General features: G+C 62.9%; 21 protein-coding genes. 16 read left to right on the top strand and 5 right to left on the bottom strand.

Annotated elements, in window-relative coordinates; all coding sequences use genetic code 11:
* Positions 1-56: 56 nt before the first annotated feature.
* Entirely contained in the window at positions 57-1007 is a 951-nt protein-coding gene (locus CCOS864_RS27100; RefSeq protein ID WP_115089470.1) for a LysR family transcriptional regulator, read from the bottom strand.
* A 144-nt stretch (positions 1008-1151) separates the two neighbouring features.
* Between CCOS864_RS27100 and CCOS864_RS27095 the strand changes: the two genes are divergently transcribed.
* The 11 genes from CCOS864_RS27095 to CCOS864_RS27045 all read left to right on the top strand — a co-directional run bounded on the left by CCOS864_RS27095 (position 1152) and on the right by CCOS864_RS27045 (position 11868).
* On the top strand, positions 1152-3494 hold the full coding sequence (locus CCOS864_RS27095) for a TonB-dependent receptor (RefSeq protein WP_115089469.1): 2343 nt from the start codon (positions 1152-1154) through the stop codon (positions 3492-3494).
* Between the two features lie 247 nt (positions 3495-3741).
* A complete protein-coding gene (locus CCOS864_RS27090) occupies positions 3742-4542 on the top strand; it encodes an energy transducer TonB (RefSeq protein ID WP_115089468.1) in 801 nt (266 codons plus the stop codon).
* Positions 4543-4570: 28 nt separating this feature from the next.
* Positions 4571-5299: a MotA/TolQ/ExbB proton channel family protein gene (locus tag CCOS864_RS27085; protein WP_115089467.1), complete on the top strand. Its 729-nt coding sequence runs from the start codon at positions 4571-4573 to the stop codon at positions 5297-5299.
* Position 5300: 1 nt separating this feature from the next.
* Positions 5301-5702, top strand: coding sequence for an ExbD/TolR family protein (locus CCOS864_RS27080; protein ID WP_045201768.1), 402 nt, complete (start codon positions 5301-5303; stop codon positions 5700-5702).
* A 210-nt stretch (positions 5703-5912) separates the two neighbouring features.
* Positions 5913-6494 (top strand): alpha/beta hydrolase, encoded by a 582-nt coding sequence (locus tag CCOS864_RS27075; RefSeq protein ID WP_115089466.1) that lies wholly within the window; start codon positions 5913-5915, stop codon positions 6492-6494.
* 69 nt (positions 6495-6563) lie between these two features.
* Positions 6564-7505, top strand: coding sequence for a sigma 54-interacting transcriptional regulator (locus CCOS864_RS27070; protein ID WP_115089465.1), 942 nt, complete (start codon positions 6564-6566; stop codon positions 7503-7505).
* A 176-nt stretch (positions 7506-7681) separates the two neighbouring features.
* Positions 7682-8467: a MetQ/NlpA family ABC transporter substrate-binding protein gene (locus CCOS864_RS27065; protein ID WP_115089464.1), complete on the top strand. Its 786-nt coding sequence runs from the start codon at positions 7682-7684 to the stop codon at positions 8465-8467.
* Positions 8468-8917: 450 nt separating this feature from the next.
* Positions 8918-9583: an amino acid ABC transporter permease gene (locus CCOS864_RS27060; protein ID WP_038997719.1), complete on the top strand. Its 666-nt coding sequence runs from the start codon at positions 8918-8920 to the stop codon at positions 9581-9583.
* Entirely contained in the window at positions 9564-10223 is a 660-nt protein-coding gene (locus CCOS864_RS27055) for an amino acid ABC transporter permease (protein WP_115089463.1), read from the top strand. The genes CCOS864_RS27060 and CCOS864_RS27055 overlap by 20 nt, the downstream gene beginning before the upstream one ends.
* The gene (locus CCOS864_RS27050; RefSeq protein ID WP_115089462.1) at positions 10220-10993 is read left to right on the top strand and encodes an amino acid ABC transporter ATP-binding protein; all 774 of its coding nucleotides are present in this window, start codon (positions 10220-10222) and stop codon (positions 10991-10993) included. The genes CCOS864_RS27055 and CCOS864_RS27050 overlap by 4 nt, the downstream gene beginning before the upstream one ends.
* A complete protein-coding gene (locus CCOS864_RS27045) occupies positions 10990-11868 on the top strand; it encodes a transporter substrate-binding domain-containing protein (protein ID WP_115089461.1) in 879 nt (292 codons plus the stop codon). The genes CCOS864_RS27050 and CCOS864_RS27045 overlap by 4 nt, the downstream gene beginning before the upstream one ends.
* Positions 11869-11981: 113 nt before the next feature.
* On the opposite strand, the gene CCOS864_RS27040 is transcribed toward CCOS864_RS27045, so the two are convergent.
* Positions 11982-14351 carry a penicillin acylase family protein gene (locus tag CCOS864_RS27040; RefSeq protein WP_115089460.1) on the bottom strand — a complete coding sequence of 790 codons (2370 nt, stop codon included), beginning with the start codon at positions 14349-14351 and terminating at the stop codon, positions 11982-11984.
* 84 nt (positions 14352-14435) lie between these two features.
* Between CCOS864_RS27040 and CCOS864_RS27035 the strand changes: the two genes are divergently transcribed.
* Positions 14436-14984: a sugar O-acetyltransferase gene (locus tag CCOS864_RS27035; protein ID WP_115089459.1), complete on the top strand. Its 549-nt coding sequence runs from the start codon at positions 14436-14438 to the stop codon at positions 14982-14984.
* On the opposite strand, the gene CCOS864_RS27030 is transcribed toward CCOS864_RS27035, so the two are convergent.
* Complete coding sequence (locus tag CCOS864_RS27030; RefSeq protein ID WP_115089458.1) at positions 14981-15550, bottom strand: DUF6436 domain-containing protein; 570 nt, start codon at positions 15548-15550, stop codon at positions 14981-14983. The genes CCOS864_RS27035 and CCOS864_RS27030 overlap by 4 nt on opposite strands.
* A gap of 98 nt (positions 15551-15648) precedes the next feature.
* On the opposite strand from CCOS864_RS27030, the gene bipL reads away from it, so the two are divergent.
* A complete protein-coding gene (gene bipL / locus CCOS864_RS27025) occupies positions 15649-16590 on the top strand; it encodes a phospholipase BipL (protein ID WP_115089457.1) in 942 nt (313 codons plus the stop codon).
* On the opposite strand, the gene CCOS864_RS27020 is transcribed toward bipL, so the two are convergent.
* The gene (locus tag CCOS864_RS27020) at positions 16591-17340 is read right to left on the bottom strand and encodes a DUF2059 domain-containing protein (protein WP_115089456.1); all 750 of its coding nucleotides are present in this window, start codon (positions 17338-17340) and stop codon (positions 16591-16593) included.
* A 114-nt stretch (positions 17341-17454) separates the two neighbouring features.
* Between CCOS864_RS27020 and CCOS864_RS27015 the strand changes: the two genes are divergently transcribed.
* Together CCOS864_RS27015 and CCOS864_RS27010 are read left to right on the top strand one after the other, a co-directional pair.
* Positions 17455-18087: a 2OG-Fe(II) oxygenase gene (locus CCOS864_RS27015; RefSeq protein ID WP_115089455.1), complete on the top strand. Its 633-nt coding sequence runs from the start codon at positions 17455-17457 to the stop codon at positions 18085-18087.
* A 1-nt stretch (position 18088) separates the two neighbouring features.
* The gene (locus CCOS864_RS27010) at positions 18089-18571 is read left to right on the top strand and encodes a 2-thiouracil desulfurase family protein (RefSeq protein WP_115089454.1); all 483 of its coding nucleotides are present in this window, start codon (positions 18089-18091) and stop codon (positions 18569-18571) included.
* Between the two features lie 72 nt (positions 18572-18643).
* On the opposite strand, the gene CCOS864_RS27005 is transcribed toward CCOS864_RS27010, so the two are convergent.
* Positions 18644-19417, bottom strand: a complete 774-nt coding sequence (locus CCOS864_RS27005; protein WP_115089453.1) for a transporter substrate-binding domain-containing protein — start codon at positions 19415-19417, stop codon at positions 18644-18646.
* A 226-nt stretch (positions 19418-19643) separates the two neighbouring features.
* Between CCOS864_RS27005 and CCOS864_RS27000 the strand changes: the two genes are divergently transcribed.
* Complete coding sequence (locus tag CCOS864_RS27000) at positions 19644-20120, top strand: DUF4399 domain-containing protein (protein ID WP_115089452.1); 477 nt, start codon at positions 19644-19646, stop codon at positions 20118-20120.
* Positions 20121-20123: the final 3 nt, after the last annotated feature.

The following is a 20123-nucleotide window of genomic DNA, read 5'->3' as shown; positions in this document are numbered from 1 at the left end:
GGGCGCGCATCACAAGCGCATTTGGCGAATGCTGGCGATGCATGCCGCGCAATGGCTCAGATCGCCAGCTGCTCCAGGTTGCAGGCATCCAGGGCACGGTCGGCCTGGTCGGTGAGGATGATCTGCTCGATCATCGCCTCGGCCAGCGGCGACAGGCGCAGGCGCGCCTGGCTGACGATGCCATAGCGGGTGTAGAGCTCTTCGCAGTCGTCAGCCAGCCCGTCGATGCTCAGCCGCAGCAACTTGCCGGCGGCATTGTGCAGGGCATCGCTGTACGAGCCGCAGATGCCGATGGCATCGGAGTTGAGCACTACACCGAGCAGGCTGTAGCTGTTTTCGCATTCGACATTGGCGACGAAATCCGGGCGGCCGCTCAGGTCGGCGATCACCTTGCGCAGGTTTGGCGGGCGCAAGGTGACGGCCAAGGGGTACTGCAACAGCTGCTCGGCGCTGACGCTGGGCAGCGCCGCCAGCGGATGCCCGGCACGGCAGCAGAAGTGCCAGCGCCGTGGGCGCAGGCGCAGGGTCTGGTACTGCGGATCGGCTTCGAAGTTACGGGTGTCGGCGACGAAGAACTCGAACTCCTCGGCCAGCAGGCGCTTGTTCAGGCTTTGCCAGTCATCGACCTGAAACTGCACTCGTGCCTTGGGGTAGCGGCCGATGAACCCGCCAATCGCCCGTGGTACCAAGCCCGCTGCGGGCGCGGGACCGCAGCCGAAACGCAGCTCGCCTGCCTCCAGACCATTGAACTGGCTGATCTCGTTGCTCAGCTGGCGCGCGCCGCTGATCAGCCGCCGCGCGTGTTCGAGCACCACCAGGCCTTGCTTGGTCGGCGGCAATTCCTTGTGCGAGCGGTCCACCAACTGGCAGCCGGCACTGTGCTCCAGGGCCTGGATGCTACGGCTGAAGGCTGATTGCGAGAGGTTCACCGCGGTCGCCGCGGCGACGAAGCTGCGGTGCTCGGCGAGGGCGATCAGGTGGCGGAGTTGGCGCAGATCTATATGCATTTTTCACATAAAAAGTATCGGGCAAATGCATTTGCTCTGCCTCTGGTGCACTCCTTATAAAGGCAATCTCTTATGCAGTAAATGTATGTCGAATCATAAATAAATAACTGAAAGGAATATAAATTCCTTTGCCAGGAGCCGCCCATGAGCCCGACCCTTCGCGCTGCACCCTTGTCTTCACGGCGGCTCCAGCGCCTGCCCCTGGCCTTGCTGCTGGCTGGTAGCGCCCACTGGTTGCCGGCCCAGGCCGCAGAATCGGTAAAGCCTGAGGTCAAGGCCAGCGACAGTCAGCTCAAGACCGTCACCGTCACCGCCCGGCGCCGCGAAGAGAGCGCGCAGAGCGTGCCGACGCCGATCAGCGTGCTCGACGGCCAGGCCCTGGAAAGCCAGCGGGTCTATCGCATCCAGGACCTGCAGCAACTGGTGCCCAGCGTCAACGTCGCTTACATGCATGCGCGCCAGTCCAGCGTGTCGATTCGCGGTCTTGGCAACAACCCGGCCAGTGATGGCCTGGAAGGCAGCGTTGGCCTGTACCTGGACAACGTCTACCTCGGCCGCCCGGGCATGGCGGTGTTCGACCTCATGGACATCGAGCAACTGGAAGTGCTGCGTGGCCCGCAAGGCACGCTGTTCGGCAAGAACACCACCGCCGGGGTGATCAACATCAGCACCCGTGCGCCGAGCTTCACCCCCGAGCGCAGCATCGAAACCTCGGTGGGCGAGGATGGCTACTTCCAGACCAAGGGCACCCTGTCCGGGCCCTTGAGCGAGACCCTGGCCGGGCGCATTTCGGCCTACCGCACGCGCAACGACGGCGACATCAAGAACGAGTTCGACGGCCACACCCTCAACGGCGGTTCGCGCCAGGGCTTTCGCGGCCAACTTTTGTACAAGCCCAACGAGCAGTTCAACCTGCGCTGGATCGGCGACTACAACGAAGAGGATTCCAGCGCCGGCACCCGCCTGCTGTACAGCACCGGGCCGACCATCAATGGCGTCAACCGCTATGAAGCGCGGGCCCAGGCGGCCGGGGCGACGCTGGTCGATGGCAGCAAGCGCAAGGTCAATCTCGATGACGATCAGCAGGTCACGGTGTTCCAGGGCGGTACTTCGCTGGAAGCCAACTGGACCCTGGCCAACGACTTCACCCTGACCTCGGTGAGCTCCTACCGCTGGTGGGACTTCACCCCGCGCAACGACGATGGCCTTAACGTACCGGCGGCCTACAACGCCGGGGTCTCGGTGCGCGATAAACAGTACTCGCAGGAATTTCGCCTGGCCTCGCCCACTGGCGGCTTCTTTGACTATGTAATCGGTGCCTACTACTTCGGCTCGGATCTGGATAACAAATCCTTCGTTCATTACGGTCCGCAGGCCGATATCTGGAACGGCACGCCGGCCGGCGCATTGGCCAACGTCAGCAGTGTCGGCAAGGGGCATATCGAGACCGACAGCTTCGCCCTGTTCGCCCAGGGCACCTGGCACCTCACCGAGCGTCTGGACTTCACCGCCGGGGTGCGCGGCACCTATGAAGAGAAAAGCGCCTGGGTCGATCGCGCCGCGCCGGTGGGTGGTGCAGCGGTTGCAGGCGCTGCGGCAACCGCGCGCCAGGGCCGGGTTGGCGCCTATGATTCCGGCGACCTCAACCAGTACAGCACCAGCCCTTCGGGCTTGCTCAACCTGAGTTATCGCTTCACCGATGACCTGCTCGGCTATGCCACTTTGTCCCACGGCGAGAAGTCCGGTGGCGTCAACCTGGCGGTGGGCACGGCGCCGGTGGCGGGTGCCGACTCGCTGCTGATCGGCACCGAGCGCGCCAATAACGCCGAGCTGGGCTTGAAGAGCACCCTTTGGGACCGCCGTCTGCAGCTCAACGCCAACCTGTTCTGGACTGAGGTGCACGGCTACCAGACCAACGCCTACGACGACGCCAACCGCGTGCAATACCTGACCAACGCCGGCTCCGTGCGCTCACGCGGGGTGGAGCTGGAAAGCACCCTGATCCCGGTGCGCGGTCTGACCCTGAACCTCAATGGCTCCTACAACGACGTTCGGTACCTGTCCTACAAAGACGCCCCGTGCGCGCCGGAAGTCGCCTTGCAACCGGGTGCACCTGCGGCATGCGACTTGAGCGGCCATCAAGTGGTCGGCGCGTCGAAATGGATCGCCAACGCCAATGGCCAATACCAGTGGGACCTGGACAACGGCCTGCAGCCTTACGTCACCGCCAGCTACGCGTTCCGTTCCAAGGCGGTGGGTACGGTCGAGGATTCGGACTTCGCGCAGATCCCCAGCTATGCCGTGGTCAACCTGTCCACCGGCCTGCGTGGCGACCTAGGCCAGGGCCAGTGGGACGTCTCGCTGTGGCTGAAGAACGCCTTCGACAAGACTTACTACACCACCCTCTGGAGCGCGGCCAACGGCGGCTATGAAGGCCTGCTGGGCACCCCGCGAACCTTGGGTGTAACTGGCCGCTACGACTTCTGAAACGGCGTTTTGCCATGCCTTTGCCGAATATTTTTCATGCCGTAGAGGCATGGCGTTTCAGGTGATTAGCGCCAGCCCTTGAATGGCGCGGCTTAGAGCGGTTCGGTTGATTTGTATATGTGTTTTTGTTCTATCTATAACCTTAAAAATTACTTTAAGACATAAGTAACAGAAGTTGATGATCCACCCCAGCGAAGGCAACTGACCTGCCTTCGACGAAACGCACTCACGTCCCAGGAGTTGATCAATGGGTAATGTCCAGACCGCCGCCAGTGCTCACGATGTGCTTTGGCGCCAGACGCCGAGCGGCGAGCTGGTCGACCTCGGTCGCCCGCTGCGGTTGCCGCTGGCGCAGTTGCGCCTGCAAAGCACACCGAAAAGCGCGCTGAGCCGTCGGGAGAAAATTCTGCTCGGGGTGTTTGCCCTGGCCTTGCACGGAGCGGTGGCGTACTGGGTCAGCCAGGCGCCAACCCCGGTGTTGCCGGTGGTACCGCCGGAAATTCCGCCGATGACCATCGAGTTTTCGCAACCGGCGACCCCGGCTGTCGAGCCGCCACCGCCGCCACCGCCGGCAGTGGTCGAGCCGCCGCCACCGGTCGTCGATGAACTGGCCGCCAAGCCTGCACCGAAACCTGTACCCAAGCCCAAGCCTAAACCTGTGCCCAAACCGGTACCCAAACCTGTGCCCAAGGCTGTCGAGCAACCGCCTGCACCGCCACAACCGGCAGCACCGCCAACGCCTCCCGCACCCGCGGCGCCAGCCCCGGTGACGCCGGCTTCGGCCAACGCCGGGTACCTGAAGAACCCGGCGCCGGAGTACCCGTCGCTGGCCCAGCGTCGCGGTTGGGAAGGCACGGTGTTGTTGCGGGTACAGGTGCTGGCCAGCGGCAAGCCGGGAGATATCCAGATTCAGAAAAGCAGTGGCCGCCAGCAACTCGACGACGCCGCCCTGGCGGCGGTCAAGCGCTGGAGCTTCGTCCCGGCCAAGCAGGGCGACGTAGCCCAGGACGGCTGGGTCAGCGTACCCATCGACTTCAAGATCCGCTAATTCGCGCTAACAGAAGAGAGTATTGATCATGACTGTATTGGCATCCCCCCTCGAATCCATCGAAAGCGCGGTGATCTGGCTGCTGGTGGGCTTCTCTGTCGTCACCTGGGGCCTGGCCCTGGTCAAGGGCGTGCAGTTCGTGCGCCTGAAGAACCAGGACAAACGCTTCCACAAACAGTTCTGGGCGGCTTCAAGCCTGGATTCAGCTGCCGAACTCAGCCATGCACAACCCGGTGCCGCAGCCCGTGTCGCCCAGGCCGGTTATGCCGCCATTGCTGTCGGTGAACCCGGCCAGCAGGCCAGTGACCTGAGCCAGGCGATCAACCATCAGGACCGCCTCGAACGCGCCCTGCGCCAGCAGATCGTTCGTGAGCGCCGTTCGCTGGAAACCGGCCTGGCGGTAGTCGCCAGTATCGGCAGCACCTCGCCCTTCATCGGCCTGTTCGGCACGGTGTGGGGGATCATGGAAGCACTCAAGGGCATCAGCGCCGCAGGCTCGGCGAGCCTGGAAACCGTGGCCGGGCCGATCGGTGCGGCGCTGGTCGCCACCGGTGTGGGTATCGCCGTCGCGGTGCCGGCGGTACTGGTCTACAACTACTTCCTGCGCCGCCTGAAGCTGACCGCCGCCGACCTTGATGACTTTGCCCACGACTTCTACAGCCTGGCGCAGAAGAGCGCGTTCCGGGTGCTGGTGCACCCTGCTGCCTACAAGGCCGTAGCCGGCCAGAACACCCAGAAAGTGAAGGAGGCATCCTGATATGGCCTTCTCGACCCAGGACAGTGACGAAGTACTCAGCGAGATCAACGTAACGCCGCTGGTGGACGTGATGCTGGTGCTGCTGGTGGTGTTCATCGTCACCGCGCCACTGCTGACCAACGCCATTCCGATCAACCTGCCCAAGACCGAGGCCGTGGCCCCGGTGGAGCAGAAGGACCCGCTGGTGGTCAGTATCGACGGTGGCGGCAAGCTGTTCATCAACAAGGACGAGATCCAGCCCGATCTGCTGGAAACCAACCTGCAGGCGGCCAAGGCCAAGGACCCGGAGCTGCGCGTGCAACTGCAGGCCGACGATGGCGTGAATTATGGGGAAGTGGCACGGGCCATGGCCTCGATCGAACGTGCGGGTATCACCAAGCTGTCGGTGATCACCGCTCGCTGAGCAACATCTCTCAGGCAATGCTTCAGGGACCGGTCCTTCGGCAGGGGGTGGTCCCTTTTTTTATGGACCCTGTAGGAGCGGGCTTGCCCCGCGATTAGCCCAGTCCTTTTTGCAGTTTGGTTATTAATAAATAGCTTCTTATTCCTTTACGAATATAACCACCCCCCTATACTTGGCCTCATGCACGCAAACGCAGCAGGAGGCGTCCCCATGCGCAACGAGTCGATCCGTTACCTGATTGTGCCGGGCTGGCAAGGTTCGCCAGACGATCATTGGCAAACTCACTGGCAGCAGGTGCTGCCCAACAGCGCCCGGGTCGAACAGGCCGACTGGTTGACCCCGCAGCGCCAGGACTGGGTGGCCGTACTCGAACAAGCCGTGGCTGCCGAGGAATCGCCAGTGATCCTTATCGCTCACAGCCTGGGTTGCATCACCGTTGCCCATTGGGCGGCACAAGCCAGCGCGACCCTGTTGCGCCGCGTACGGGGTGCCTTGCTGGTGGCCCCGGCGGACGTCGAACGCCCGACCTGCGCACCGGCGCTGCGTAACTTCGCACCAATTCCCCAACTGCTGCTGCCGTTCCCCAGCCAGGTGGTCAGCTCTGACAACGATCCGGCCGTGAGCGCCCCGCGGGCCATGCAGCTGGCCCGTGCCTGGGGCGCCGAGACGGGCTTTCTCGCCGGTGCCGGGCATATCAACGTCAAGTCCGGGCACCGCCGCTGGGAGCAGGGTTTCGCCTACCTGTACCGCCTGCAGAACCGTCTGGAACAGCACGCCCTACGCCGCGCCTGAGCTTCAGGCGCTGACCATTTGCCTTGATTCGAACGCCCGGCCGGATAGCGCCAAGGGCGGGAGTTTGCCATGAGTAATCACGACACCTTCGGCCAGCCTTTGCTGACGTTTCCTGAACTGGACAAGAGCCCGTTGAGCATCCGCGCCAAAGCGCTGGTGTTCGTCGACCCGCGTTCGCGGCAACTGCGCGAGGAGCTCGAGCTGCTCGCACCCCTGGCCCTGCCGGTGCTGATCCGCGGCGAGACCGGGACCGGCAAGGAGCTGCTGGCCAGGCAGATTCACCGCGCCAGCGATCGCGGCGGGTTATTTGTTTCGGTCAATTGCGCAGCGATCAGCCCGACCTATGCCGACGCCGAACTGTTCGGTTACAGCGCCGGTGCCCACAGCGGCGCGGCCAGCAGCCGGGCAGGCTGGTTTGGCTCGGCCAATGGCGGCACCCTGTACCTGGACGAAATCGCCGACTTGCCGCTGCCGATCCAGGTCAAGCTGCTGTCGGCACTGGAGAACCGCGAAGTCACCCGCGTCGGTGCCCAGCAACCGAACCCGGTGGATGTGCGCCTGGTCGCCGCGTCGAGCATTGACTTGGCTGAGGCGGTGCGCGCCGGCAAGTTCCACGACCGCCTTTACCACTACCTGCGCGAAGGCCGGTTGGAGCTGCCGGCCTTGCGCGAGCGGGTTGGCGATATCCTGCCGCTGGCCGAGTATTTTGTCGGAATCTACAGCCCGCGGCTGAACCTGGCGGTGCCCTTGATCAGCGATGCGGCGCAGCGGGTGCTGGAGCTGCACAGCTGGCCGGGCAATACCCGGGAGCTTGAGAACGTCATTCACTTCGCGCTGCTGGTCAGCAGCGGTGAAGAAATCCTCCCGCAGCATCTGAACCTGCCGACACCGTTGAGCGCTCTGACCAGCCAGTTGGAGCAGTTGCTCAGCCTTGGCGAGCCGGGTGAGCGCAGTGCGCTGCAACAACTGCTGGAGAAGACGCTGTTGCGCCTGGCGCAACCAGTCGCCTGACCCCATGCATGGGGTGCATGGAGGCGTCCGTTAAAAATGGAATAAGTAGCTAAATAAAAGATATTGTTCCGGCATAAAAAATCTCGGTATTGTCCGCTTCAAGCCAGCTAGCAAAGTGCTGGCAACCCTCACCTTCGCCGTCGCCCGATGGCCGTGTATTCGAATAAGGACTGCGCATGAAAAAGGCTCTGTTGTTGACTGCTCTGGCGGCCGCTCTGTCGGTTGCAGGTTTTGCCCAGGCGGGTGAGAAGCTGGTAGTTGCCGCTACCCCGGTTCCGCATGCGGAAATCCTCGAGCTGATCAAGCCAACCCTGGCCAAGGAAGGTGTGGACCTGGAGATCAAGGTATTCACCGACTACGTGCAGCCTAACGTGCAGGTCGACCAGAAGCGCCTGGACGCCAACTACTTCCAGACCCTGCCGTACCTGAAGAACTTCAACGAAGGCAAAGGCACCCACCTGGAAACCGTGATTGGCGTACACGTCGAACCGTTCGGCGGCTACTCGAAGAAGGTCACCAAGCTGAGCGAACTGAAGGACGGCGCTACCGTTGCCATCCCTAACGAAGGCAGCAACAGCGGTCGTGCCCTGCTGCTGTTGCAGAAGGCTGGCCTGATCACCCTGAAGGATCCGAAGAACGCCCTGGCGACGCCGAAGGACATCGCCGAGAACCCGAAGAAGCTGAAGTTCCGCGAGCTTGAATCGGCCATGCTGCCGCGTGTGCTGGATCAGGTCGACCTGGACATGATCAACACCAACTACGCCCTGGAAGCCGGCCTGAACCCGGCCAAGGATGCCCTGGTGATCGAAGGCGCTGATTCGCCGTACGTGAACTTCCTGGTGGCCCGTCCGGACAACAAGGACAGCGACGCCATCCAGAAGCTGGCCAAGGCACTGACCAGCCCAGAAGTGAAAACCTTCATCGAGAAGAAGTACAGCGGCGCGGTACTGCCGGCGTTCTAAGAGGCTACACACACATCCTGTGGGAGCGGGCTTGCCCCGCGATGCGATCTACCAGTCAAATCGCATCGCGGGTCAACCTTGCTCCCACAGTGCATTCAATTCCCCGCATTGACCGCCCGGCGCAATGCCGTCAGCCACTTGATCAGTTCTTTTGCATCGAGAGTGGGGGCGCTATTCATCCTTTGTCTTCCTTGTTGGTGTGATGGGTCGACAGCGCTTGGATAGCATTTGCAGCAGAAAGATCCCGCCACCGCCAAGGATTTCGCAGGTTAGCTGTTTGAGTGATATCAATATGCAATAAAGGTATTTAAATAAATATTTTTATACCTTTAGAGTCTACTTATTGTGCTCACCCGCACTGACAACCCCTGTGTAGAGCCGCCCGTTACCCTCGGGCCGGTCCGAGATCCTGTCCATGTCGCATCGTCATCGTCTGCCGAGGCTCACTCCATGAGCTTCGACTTCGCCTTTATCCTTAGCACATTGCCAGCCTTTCTCAAGGCGGTGGGGGTCACACTGCAAGTCGGCCTGATCGCCATCGGTACTTCGCTGCTGGTGGCGCTGGTCAACGCCGCGATCCTGGTTTACCGCACGCCGTACCTGCAGCGCCTGGTAAAGCTCTACGTGGAGCTGGCGCGTAACACGCCGCTGCTGATCCAGCTGTTCTTCGTCTACTTCGCCTTGCCGGAACTGGGCCTGAAGATTTCCGGTTTTGCTGCGGCGATCATCACCATGACCTTCCTCGGCGGCGCCTACCTGACCGAGGTGCTGCGCGCCGGCGTCGAGGCGGTGCCTGTGGCGCAACTGGAGTCGGGGCGCTCGATCGGCCTGTCGGAAGGCCAGTTGCTGCGCCATGTGATCCTGCCTCAGGCGGGGATCCTCAGCCTGCCGGCGCTGTTCGCCAATTTCATCTTTTTGCTCAAGGAAACCACCGTGGTGTCGGCGGTGGCGGTGCCAGAGATTCTCTATACCACCAAGAGCTACATCGCCCTGTATTACAAGACCTACGAGATGCTCGCGGTGTTGACGCTGATTTGCGTGCTGCTGTTTCTGCCACTGTCGCTGCTGCTCAGCCGCCTGGAACGGAGGCTGCAACATGGCCAGTTCGGGTCTTGAGTTGTTGCTGGTGTCCTTGCCGCAACTGGGCAAGGGCGCAGCGCAAACCCTGGCGATCTCGGCGCTGAGCATCCTCTTCGCCACCCTCGGCGGCGTGTTCTACGGCGTGTTGGCGACCTTGGGCAAGCGCAGTGTGAACGTGCTGCTGCGCATTTACCTGGAGCTGTTCCGGGCGATCCCGGTGCTGGTCTGGCTTTACCTGCTGTTCTTCGGCCTGCCGATTTTCTTTGCCGTGAGCATCCCGAGCTTCTGGTGTGCGGTGCTGGTGCTGTCGTTGTGGGGCGCCAGCGAAGTGGGCGAGGTGGTGCGTGGCGCGCTGCAGTCGTTGCCACGCGGGCAGCGCGAAGCCGGGCTGTCGATCGGCTTGTCAGGTGGGCAGTTGTACGGCTACGTCCTGCTGCCCCAGGCGCTCAAGCGCCTGACCCCGCCGACCATCAACATCTATACGCGAATCATCAAGACCAGCTCGCTGGCGGTGCTGATCGGCGTGGTCGATGTGATCAAGGTCGGCCAGCAGATCATCGAGCGCACCTACGAGTCGGTGCTGATCTACGGCGCGCTGTTCCTGTTTTTCTTCTTTATCTGCTACCCGCTGTCAGCCGCCTCGCGCGCGCTGGAGCGCCGCTGGACGCACGCATGAGCGCACTGATCGAGTTCAAGGGCTTCAACAAATTCTTCGGCGAGCAGCAGGTGCTCGACCACGTCGACCTGCAGGTACGCAGCGGTGAAGTGGTGGTGATTCTCGGCCCCAGCGGCTGCGGCAAGAGTACCTTGCTGCGTTGCCTCAACGGCCTGGAAACCGCCCACAGCGGCAGCCTGCGCCTGGCCGGTGAAGAGCTGCTGGCGCCTGGCACTGACTGGCGCCAGGTGCGCCAGCAGGTCGGCATGGTGTTCCAGAGTTATCACCTGTTCGGCCATATGAGCGTGATCGACAACCTGCTGCTCGGCCCGCTCAAGGTGCAAAAGCGCGAGCGCCGCGAGGCCCAGGCCCAAGCTGAAGCCTTGCTGGCCAGGGTTGGCCTGCTGGACAAGCGCGACGCCTTCCCGCGTCAGCTTTCCGGTGGCCAGCAGCAACGCATCGCCATCGTCCGCTCGCTGTGCATGAACCCGCAAGTGATGCTGTTCGACGAAGTCACTGCCGCGCTAGACCCGGAAATGGTCAAGGAAGTGCTGCAGGTGATCCAGGGCCTGGCCCGCGACGGCATGACCCTGCTCATCGTCACCCATGAAATGGCCTTCGCCCGCGCGGTGGCCGACCGCATCGTGTTCATGGAGGCCGGCAGGATCCTTGAACAACGCGACCCCGAGAGCTTCTTTACGAACCCGCAGACCGCACGCGCGCAGCAGTTTCTGGAGAAATTCTCCTTTGTTGAAAGCCTGCCCAAAACTCCCGCAAAGGAACTGTCATGAAAACTGCCAAGACTTCGAAACTGCTGTTGTCGTTACTCGGCCTGGCCTTGCTGGCCGGTTGCAACAAGGCTGAAGAACCGGGCAAACCGGCCGCCGGTGGCGCTGCCCCGGCCACCAGCTACCTGGAAACCATCAAGGCCCGCGACAAGCTGATCGTCGGCGTATTCACCGACAAGCCACCGTTCGGCTTTGTCGATGAGGCCGGGCGCTATGTCGGTTTTGATACCGACATCGGCCGTCAGTTTGCCAAGGACCTGCTCGGTGACGAGAACAAGGTCGAGTTCGTTGCCGTTGAGCCGGCCAGCCGTATTCCGTTCTTGCAGAGCGACAAGGTCGACCTGATCCTGGCCAACATGACCGTAACGCCGGAGCGCAAGGAAGCGGTGGAATTCACCAACCCCAACCTGCGCGTTGCCGTGCAGGCCCTGGTGCCGGAAGGCAGCAGCGTGAAGAAGCTCGACGACCTGGCCGACAAGACCATCATCGTCACCACCGGCACCACTGCCGATATCTGGCTGACCAAGAACCATCCGGACTGGAAACTGCTCAAGTTCGAGAAGAACACCGAGTCGCTGCAGGCCCTCGCCAGCGGTCGTGGTGATGCTTATGCCCAGGACAACTTGATCCTGTTCAGTTGGTCGAAGCAGAACCCGGGCTACCGCGTGCTGGAAGAAAAACTCGGCGAGGAAGCGCCGATTGCGCCGGCAGTGAAGAAGGGCAACATCGAGTTGCGTGATTGGGTCAACGCCGAGCTGGCGCGCCTGGGTGAGCAAAAGTACCTGCTCAAACTGTATGACCAGTATGTGCGCAAGGAACTGAGCGATGACACCCCGCCTGAGAGCGTGATTGTCGAAGGCGGCAACTGGCAGGGCTGACCCTTTGGGGCTGCTGGCGCAGCCCATCGCCGGCAAGGCCGGCTCCCACAATGAACTTGTGTCCACCGGACCTGTGGGAGCTGGCGTTGCCAGCGATGCAAGGCGCAGCCTTGCTAATTCCGGGGCACCAGCTTCAAGGTGCTCTGCGCCGGAATCACCCCCATCTGCGCCTTGTGGTACCGGCCCTCGATATAGTCCTTGGCCTGGTCGCCATAGTGCGGGTCAAACAATACTCCGCTTTGTCCGACCGGGTTGATGGTCAGCGCCTGGCCGGCATCGGCAAAGTCGATCAGCCGCCGTGTCGAAGGCCCATAGGTCACCGGCCACGGTGCCGGGCCGATCTTCGCCGACAAGTTGTTCGGCACCTCGTGGGTACCCGGCGCGGCGAACGGTCCGACGTTGAACAACAGGTTCAGCGGCTTCTGCAGCCCCAGCGGGTGGTTGTGAGTCAGGGTATGAGCCTTGCCCCATTGCCAGCCGGCCGGGTCGTTGCCGAAGGTATCGCGCAGGTGCGCCAGGGTTTTGCGCCAGGCCTGCTTCACCGCCGTATTGCGATCACTTTGTTCGCTGCTGCCCTGTTTGTCCCACCAGGGTGACTTGGCGTCGGCTGCCAGGCGTGGCAACGCGGCATCGATGGCGCGGGTGCTGATCAGGGTCTGGAACCAGGTATCGCCCAGTTCGTCGTGCAACGCGGTGTAGGCCAGGTCGTAGAGGAACTGGTTGAACAGCGTGGCACTGACCGAGTCCACCGGATAGTCGCCGTTCCACGCCGCCAGTTGCTCGACCAGCTCCTTCTCCTGATCACCCTCGGCCACTTCACGCAGCACCGAAAGCAACGGTGCCAAGGTGCGCGGGCCGTAGTCGGTGATGGTGTCCAGTTGCAGGGCCTGGCTGTTCTGCTGGTCCCATTTGGTCTGAGGGTCGGCCAGGTGCTGGTTCAGGCGTTGGCCACGGTCGGCCAGGTTGTAATAGCCCGGGATCGGCATGCTCGCCGGCGGCTGGAAGTTGGCCGAGACGATGTAGCCGCTGGCCGGGTTCTCCGCCTGGGGGTTGGCGCTGAAAGGATAGAAGCCGAGCTTGTCGGCCTGCGCCGTGCTGCCGTCGAGGATAAAGCCCGGGTTGACGCCTTCGGGGCGAATCGGCAACTGCGCTGCCGCCCACCAGCCGATATCGCCACGGGCATTGGCCCACACCAGGTTCAGCCCCGGCGCCTGAATCTTCGCCGCTGCGGCGCGCATCTTGTCCAGGGTATCGGCGCGGTTGACCTGGTAGAAACCCTCGAGGATCGGGTTCTCGGTTTCCAGGAACGCCCACCACACGGCAATCGGCGTCGGCCCCGCCGTATCGCCCAGCACCGTGTTGACGATCGGGCCGTGGGGCGAGCGGCGCAGGGTGATGCTCACCGGCGCCTCGTTCTTCACCGCGATCTGCTCCTGGGTCTGGCTCAGGGTCTGCCACTGGCCGTTGACCTTGACCTGCTCGGGGTTGTCGGGGTTGACCTGTTCGGCGATCAGGTCGACGTCGTCGTTCTGGAACATGGTCAGGCTCCAGCCGAAGTCGCGGTTGTGCCCAAGCGACGCGAAGGGGTTCAGCGCCTGGTGATAGCCATAGAGGTTGAAGCCGGGTGCGGTCAGTTCCGCCTCGTACCACACCGACGGCACGGCAAAGCTGATGTGCGGATCGCCGGCCAGCAGCGGTTTGCCGCTACGGGTGCGGCTACCGGAAATCGCCCAGGCATTGCTGCCTTCGTACTGGGGAATGCCGGCGTCACTCAGGGCTTGCTGGCTGAGTTGCGCCAGCTGCTGCAGGCTCTTCCAGTCGCTGGCAGCCAGCGGCGGCTTGCTGGCCAGCGCACCTTGCGGGTTCCAGTCCAGGTCGAAGATCTTCAGGTAGTCGGCACCCAGTTGGTCGCGGATGTAAGTCAGCGCCGGTTCCGTGCGAAATGCCGCGGCAAAGCTATAGGCCATGTAGCCGGCAATACTGATGGTGTCCTGGGCGGTGAAGGGGCGGGGCTTGATCCCCAGCACGTCGAACTCCATCGGCTTGGGATGGTTGTCCTGCCAGGCGTTGACGCCCTCCAGGTAGGCCTGCAGGGCAAGCCAGGCCGGCGAGCTCTTGTCCTGGCGCTCGACATACAGCTCGGCCTGCTCGCGAATGCGCAGGCTGCGGAACAGGGTGTCGGTACCCAGCAGCTTGCTGCCGAAGATCTCGGCCAGCTCGCCACGGGCCAGGCGGCGGATGATCTCCATCTGGAACAGGCGGTCCTGGGCATGCACATAGCCCAGGGCGCGATACAGATCAGCCTCGTTCTGCGCCTGGATATGCGGCACGCCACGGGTGTCATAGCGCACGCTGACCGGCGCTTGCAGGCTGCTCAGGGTGACCTCGCCTTCGCGTTGCGGCAGCTTGTCGTGCACGTACCAGTAACCGCCGCCGGCGGCCGCGGCAATGACCACGGCGAGGAAGGTCAGGCTGCGCTTCATCGTGACTCCTTGTGCTTTTTAGCGGATCTTGTGGTCCGATCATCGAGGTAAAGCCGGACAGAGGATAGCCCCAAAGGAGGGAAGATGAATCTCAGCGAAAAGCAGAAGATGCTCAGCGGCCAGCTCTATCACGCCGGCTGCCCGGAGCTGCAGGCCGAACAGATCGCCAACAAGCACTGGATGCAGCGCTACAACAACAGCGCGGAACTGCTCAACGAGCAGCGTCACGGTTTGCTGGTCGAGCATTTCGGCGAGGTCGGTGACGGTGCGGTGATTCGCCCGCCGTTCTACTGCGACTACGGCTACAACATCAGTGTGGGCGCCAACGTGTTCATGAACTTCAACTGCGTGATCCTCGACGTTACCCCGGTAAGCATCGGCGATGACTGCCAGATCGGCCCGGCGGTGCAGATTTATACCGCCGACCACCCGCTGGACCCGGAACTGCGCCGCAGCGGCCTGGAAAGCGGGCGGCCGGTGAAGATTGGCAACAACGTCTGGATCGGCGGTGGCGCGATCATTCTGCCGGGGGTGACGGTGGGCGATAACGCAGTGATCGGTGCCGGTAGCGTGGTCACTCGCGATGTACCGGCTGGTGCGACCGTGGTTGGCAATCCTGCGCGGGCGCGCTAGGGCTGCCAGGGGCAGTAGCAGCCCACCGCCATGGTGTGGGTGGCGCTGACTGCCCGGCCCTGGCTCAAGGCCAAAAGGATCGGCTCGATGAAGCTGTTGCTCGAGTTGCAGGTCGCGCCTTCGCTGTAGGGGCCGAAGTAGGCCAGTTGCCCGTTGCGGTCCCAGATCGCCACGCCGGGGGTGGCTGGCAGGTGTTCGGCGCCGGGCAACCCGGCCAGGGGCTTGAGCGCGCTCAGGGTGGCGGGCAGCTGGCCGCGTGTGCCGGGTTTTTGTACCACATAGAACTCCACGCCCTGGGGACCGAAGTGCTCGATCAGTTCGCCCAGATGCTGCTGGTTGCCGACGTTGCACGGGCAGGCCGGGTCCCAGAAGTGCACCAGGCGGATCGGGCCGGGGCCGGCAATGTTCGCCGGCAGTTGCAGGCGGTCGCCGGAAAACAGCGCGGTCTGGTTGTCGAAGGTGCGCAGGTAACGGCTCTGGAAGCTGTCGTAGGCCCACCACAGGCCGGCGCCGCAGAGAGCGGCGAGCAACAGGCCAAGCAGGGTGCGCAGGGTCGAGCGGGGCATGTGGGCAATGTCCGAAAAAAGTTGCCTAGCTTGCCATGCTGGCGACGACAGATGAGTATCACAGGTCAATAACCCGCTTTTGCGTCTGGAAATCTTCTATGCCCGCGTCATTTCAGTCCGACTCCCTACGTGCTAGCCTGTCCTCCCTGGCGGCGCGGCAGCCGTTGTCGACGCAGGCCCAGGCCTATCAGCGTTTTTACGGCTTGGACCTGCCAGTCCGTGACGCAGCACCGCAGAGCTGGCTGGGACGCTTCGACGTCGCCGGTTTCGAGGTGGTCGGCCAGGTGTGGCTGCCGGCTGCGCCGGTGGCGACGCTGATTCTGCTGCACGGCTTTTATGACCACATGGGCCTGTACCGGCATGTCATCGATTGGGCGCTGGATCAGCAGTATGCGGTGATCTCGTGCGACCTGCCCGGGCACGGACTGTCCAGTGGCGAGCGGGCCAGCATCGATGATTTCAGTGCCTATCAGCAGGTACTGCAAGCGCTGTTCGAGCAGGCGCGTAGCCTGGAGCTGCCGCAGCCCTGGCATCTGTTCGGGCAGAGTACCGGTGGTGCAATCGTCGTCGACCACCTGCTGCATCGCGGCGCCGAGAGTCCGGCCCAGGGTGAGGTGATCCTGCTCGCGCCGCTGGTGCGGCCACGCGCGTGGCGTTGGTCGAAATTCAGTTACCGGGTGCTCAAGCCCTTCGTCAACGGTATCGAGCGGCGCTTCAGCGAGAACAGCAACGACCCGACCTTCCTGCCGTTCCTGCTGGCCGACCCGTTGCAGCCAAGGCGCCTGCCGACGGCCTGGGTGGGGGCATTGCTCGATTGGGTCAAACGCATTGAAGCGGCGCCGGTCAGCCCGCGCCAGCCGCTGATCATCCAGGGCGAATGCGACATGACCGTCGACTGGCCGCACAACCTCAAGGTGCTGGGGGAGAAGTTCGCCGCGCCGCAGATCCTGCTGATCCCCGAGGCGCGGCATCACCTGGCCAACGAGCTGCCGGCGATCCGCGCGCGCTACTTCGACTTCATCGATCAGCGCCTGGGCTGATCACTTCAGCTGCGAGGTGTCCTGGCCAACCGCAAGGCCGGCGCGAATCGCCGCCAGGGCTGCCTTGTAGTAGGCCTTGCCTTCGGCGGACTCGGCAAAGGTGGCGAACTCTTCCAGCTCGGCATCGGACAGGTCGCGATAGACGTACAACAAGGTGTTGTTCAGCTCGCTGCCGATCTGCTCCATCAAGCGCTGGCGCTGGCCGTCGAGCAGGCTTTGGGCCTGGCCGCCACCGAGCAGGCCGGGGATCATCTGGCTGAGGCTGTCGGCGGCAACCCCGGCGATCGCCAGGCTGACCTCGGCACCGGCTTCACGGGCGGGCAGGGCCTGGGCCAGGTGGCCGATGACCAGCTGGCGGTTGTCGCTGGCCTGGACCTTGGGCAGGCCCTTGGCATTCTTGGCCAACTGGTCACGGCGGGTGGCGAGCAGTTCGGCGGCGACGATCTTGCGCCCCAGCGGCGACTGGAAGAAGGCCAGGGCCGGGGCCGGATCGCTGAGATTGGCGCGCAACTGGGCCTCGGCGCGTTTATCCACGGCCTGGGCCTGGAAGCGCTGGTTGCTGTTATTGACCAGCGCCTGGTACACCGCAGGCGGCAGGCTATTGCGATAGCGCTGCTGGGCGGCATCGAGGGCATCGGTAAAGTGGGCGCGCTGCTCGGGCCAGCCGGCGACCTTGTAGAGTTGGTCGAGGCTGTCTGCCCAGACAGGCGTGGTGCAGATCGTCATCAGCAGTAAAAACAAACGGTGCATTCAGGGCTCCTGTCGGCAGGGCGCTATTGTCCTTGCCATGGCGGGGCTTTGTCGAGAAGCCATTGCACTCTCTCGGCCAAGTGGCGCTGTCGGATTTCGCGGTAGATCGATACTATGCGCGACATGCACATATCCCCTGATGACCCCCTGCTGTTGCGCATCGTCGACGACCTGGCCACCCGTGGCTGGTCGCAGCAAGATACCTTTCTTCCAGAGTCTCTGACCCTGGCGCTGGCGGCCGAGTGCCGCAAACGCGCCGCCGAGGGCGAGCTTGCACCAGCAGCCGTGGGTCGGGGCGTTGCCCAGGAGGTCCGCGAGGGCATCCGCGGTGATCGTATCCAGTGGCTGGAGCCCGGCCTGGCCGCGCCTTGCGACCACTACCTCGAGCTGATGGACAGCCTGCGCCTGGCTCTTAATCGCGGTCTGTTTTTGGGCCTTGAGGACTTCGAGTGTCACTTCGCCCTGTATCCACCGGGGGCCTTCTACCGCAAGCACGTCGACCGCTTTCGCGATGACGACCGGCGCATGGTCTCTGCGGTGATCTACCTCAACCAGGATTGGCAGCCCGAACACGGCGGCCAGTTGCGCATGACCCTCAAGGGCGACGTCGAGCACGACGTGCAGCCGATCGGCGGTTGCCTGGTAGTGTTCCTCTCCGGCGAAGTGCCCCATGAGGTGTTGCCGGCCCAGCGCGATCGCCTGTCACTTACCGGCTGGTTCCGCCGCCGTGGCAACGAGCCGTTCTGAGATGCACAAGGTTCTGGTCAGTGCCTGCCTGCTCGGTCAGCCGGTGCGTTATGACGGGCGCGCCAGTGGCCATCCGGATCTGCTCCAGCAGTGGCAGGCCGAGGGACGGATCGTGCCTTTGTGCCCTGAAGTGGCTGGCGGGTTGCCAACGCCACGGCCACCGGCGGAGATCCCCGGTGGCCAGGGCGCTGCGGTGCTTGAGGGGAATGCCCAGGTGCTGACCATCACGGGTGAGGATGTCAGTGCGCAGTTTCTGGCCGGGGCGCAACTGGCGCTGGCGCTGGTGCGCCGTCATGGCATCCGGATTGCGGTGCTCAAGTCCGGCAGCCCGTCGTGCGGCAATGTGCTGACTTATGACGGGACGTTCAGCGGCACCAAAGTGGCGGGCGAGGGCGTAACCACGGCGCTGCTGCGCCGCGAAGGGGTGCAGGTGTTCAGTGAGCTGGAGCTTGAGGCGGCGGAGCTGGCTCTGAAACAGCTTTGATTCGAAGGCCTCATCGCTGGCAAGCCAGCTCCCACAAGGGTCAGCGATGGGCTGCAAAAAAGCCCCACTCACTTACTGCTTCGGCGGCTTGCTCGCATCCATGCCAAACCACTTCTGCGACAACTCGCTCAGCCGGCCGTCAGCCTTGATTCGCTGCAGGGCGTTGTCCACAGCGCTCTGGAACGCCGGGTTACCCTTCTGGAACGGAATCGCCAGGCTCAGGATCGGTCCCACCGTTGCGCCTTTGCTTACCGGCTGCTGGCTGTCGCGAATGGCATAGGGCACCAGCAGGCGGTCGCTGATGGCCGCATCGATCTGGTCGTTGGCCACGTCCTTGATCGGCTGGGTGGCATCCGGGTAACTGCGCAAGTCCACACCTTCTACCCCCCGGGCCTGTTCGGCGAACTGGCTGCCCTGGACGACGCCCAGGCTATGGCCCTTGAGTGCGTCAAGGGTGCTCAGTGGGCGCTTTTCTTCTTTGCGTACGATCAACTGGGCGCTGGAATAGGCGTATGGCTCGCTGAAGTCCAGGCGTTCCTTGAGCTCCGGGGTCGCGGCGACGTGGTTGAGGGCGATGTCGTATTTGCCGCTTTCAACACCTTGCAGCAAGTCGTTGGATTCAACCACGACAAAGTCGGCGCGCAGATCGAGTTCTTTGGCCAGCAACTCCCCCAGCTCGACTTCAAAACCGCTCAGCTTTTTGTTTTCGTCCTTGAAGTTGAACGGCGCCATGTTGGCTTCTACGGCAATGCGCAGTTCACCACGGTCGTTGATGTCGTCGATCAGCTCGGCCTGTGCCCATGGGCTGAGCAGCGTGGCAAGTAGTACCCCAATGGCAAAACGCATTTAAGCCCCTTGAATGCTTGGCAGTGAAATCGAGTCGCCGCGACTTTCTGTAATTGTCACGGTCGAACGCAACTTAGGACCACGTCAGGTGCAGGATGTTTAACTGGCGGCGAAATTTTTTCTGTCAGCGTTGTTAAACATGTTTTGACGCATTTGGACTATGGTAATCCACCATTGCCGTTCGTTCAGTGGCAAGGGTTATTGAAGTAAAACACAGGAGAAGTGAATGAAAAGCCTATTTTCGCGTGCAGCCGTCGCCGGATTGCTGATGGGTGTCTCGGCCTTTGCCGCTGCCGCCGATGGCCTGAAAAGCCAGGAGCCGCCAAAAGACGCCAAGGTCTTCATTGTTTCCCCGGCCGATGGCGCCACGGTCGACAAGACCTTTACCGTCAAGTTCGGCATCGAGGGCATGGAGCTCAAGCCAGCGGGTGATCAGACCCCACACAGCGGTCACCACCACTTGCTGGTGGATGTCGACCAACAGCCTGCGGCCGATCAGGTGCTGCCAACCAGCCTGCTGCCGGAAAACAACGCACCGCTGCCGGCTGGCCCGCAAGTGCTGCACTTCGGCAAGGCACAGACTGAAGTAAAACTGACCCTGACCCCGGGCAAGCACACCCTGCAACTGGTGCTGGGCGACAAGTTCCACGTGCCGTTCAAGCCGAGCGTCGAGTCGAAGAAGATCACCGTTACCGTCAAGTAAGGC

The organism is Pseudomonas wadenswilerensis, assembly GCF_900497695.1.
GTDB classification, from domain to species: domain Bacteria; phylum Pseudomonadota; class Gammaproteobacteria; order Pseudomonadales; family Pseudomonadaceae; genus Aquipseudomonas; species Aquipseudomonas wadenswilerensis.
This window is presented reverse-complemented; position numbering and strand designations above follow the sequence as displayed.

Bases quoted from the DNA above. Each gene is read 5' to 3' on its own strand.
- CCOS864_RS27085 (WP_115089467.1), top strand. From the start codon at position 4,571: ATGACTGTATTGGCATCCCCCCTCGAATCCATCGAAAGCGCGGTGATC.
- CCOS864_RS27100 (WP_115089470.1), bottom strand. From the start codon at position 1,007: ATGCATATAGATCTGCGCCAACTCCGCCACCTGATCGCCCTCGCCGAG.
- CCOS864_RS27000 (WP_115089452.1), top strand. From the start codon at position 19,644: ATGAAAAGCCTATTTTCGCGTGCAGCCGTCGCCGGATTGCTGATGGGT.
- CCOS864_RS27060 (WP_038997719.1), top strand. From the start codon at position 8,918: ATGAGCTTCGACTTCGCCTTTATCCTTAGCACATTGCCAGCCTTTCTC.
- CCOS864_RS27080 (WP_045201768.1), top strand. From the start codon at position 5,301: ATGGCCTTCTCGACCCAGGACAGTGACGAAGTACTCAGCGAGATCAAC.
- CCOS864_RS27090 (WP_115089468.1), top strand. From the start codon at position 3,742: ATGGGTAATGTCCAGACCGCCGCCAGTGCTCACGATGTGCTTTGGCGC.
- CCOS864_RS27035 (WP_115089459.1), top strand. From the start codon at position 14,436: ATGAATCTCAGCGAAAAGCAGAAGATGCTCAGCGGCCAGCTCTATCAC.
- CCOS864_RS27070 (WP_115089465.1), top strand. From the start codon at position 6,564: ATGAGTAATCACGACACCTTCGGCCAGCCTTTGCTGACGTTTCCTGAA.
- CCOS864_RS27045 (WP_115089461.1), top strand. From the start codon at position 10,990: ATGAAAACTGCCAAGACTTCGAAACTGCTGTTGTCGTTACTCGGCCTG.
- CCOS864_RS27065 (WP_115089464.1), top strand. From the start codon at position 7,682: ATGAAAAAGGCTCTGTTGTTGACTGCTCTGGCGGCCGCTCTGTCGGTT.
- CCOS864_RS27015 (WP_115089455.1), top strand. From the start codon at position 17,455: ATGCGCGACATGCACATATCCCCTGATGACCCCCTGCTGTTGCGCATC.
- CCOS864_RS27010 (WP_115089454.1), top strand. From the start codon at position 18,089: ATGCACAAGGTTCTGGTCAGTGCCTGCCTGCTCGGTCAGCCGGTGCGT.
- CCOS864_RS27075 (WP_115089466.1), top strand. From the start codon at position 5,913: ATGCGCAACGAGTCGATCCGTTACCTGATTGTGCCGGGCTGGCAAGGT.
- CCOS864_RS27095 (WP_115089469.1), top strand. From the start codon at position 1,152: ATGAGCCCGACCCTTCGCGCTGCACCCTTGTCTTCACGGCGGCTCCAG.
- CCOS864_RS27005 (WP_115089453.1), bottom strand. From the start codon at position 19,417: ATGCGTTTTGCCATTGGGGTACTACTTGCCACGCTGCTCAGCCCATGG.
- CCOS864_RS27050 (WP_115089462.1), top strand. From the start codon at position 10,220: ATGAGCGCACTGATCGAGTTCAAGGGCTTCAACAAATTCTTCGGCGAG.
- bipL (WP_115089457.1), top strand. From the start codon at position 15,649: ATGCCCGCGTCATTTCAGTCCGACTCCCTACGTGCTAGCCTGTCCTCC.
- CCOS864_RS27040 (WP_115089460.1), bottom strand. From the start codon at position 14,351: ATGAAGCGCAGCCTGACCTTCCTCGCCGTGGTCATTGCCGCGGCCGCC.
- CCOS864_RS27030 (WP_115089458.1), bottom strand. From the start codon at position 15,550: ATGCCCCGCTCGACCCTGCGCACCCTGCTTGGCCTGTTGCTCGCCGCT.
- CCOS864_RS27020 (WP_115089456.1), bottom strand. From the start codon at position 17,340: ATGCACCGTTTGTTTTTACTGCTGATGACGATCTGCACCACGCCTGTC.
- CCOS864_RS27055 (WP_115089463.1), top strand. From the start codon at position 9,564: ATGGCCAGTTCGGGTCTTGAGTTGTTGCTGGTGTCCTTGCCGCAACTG.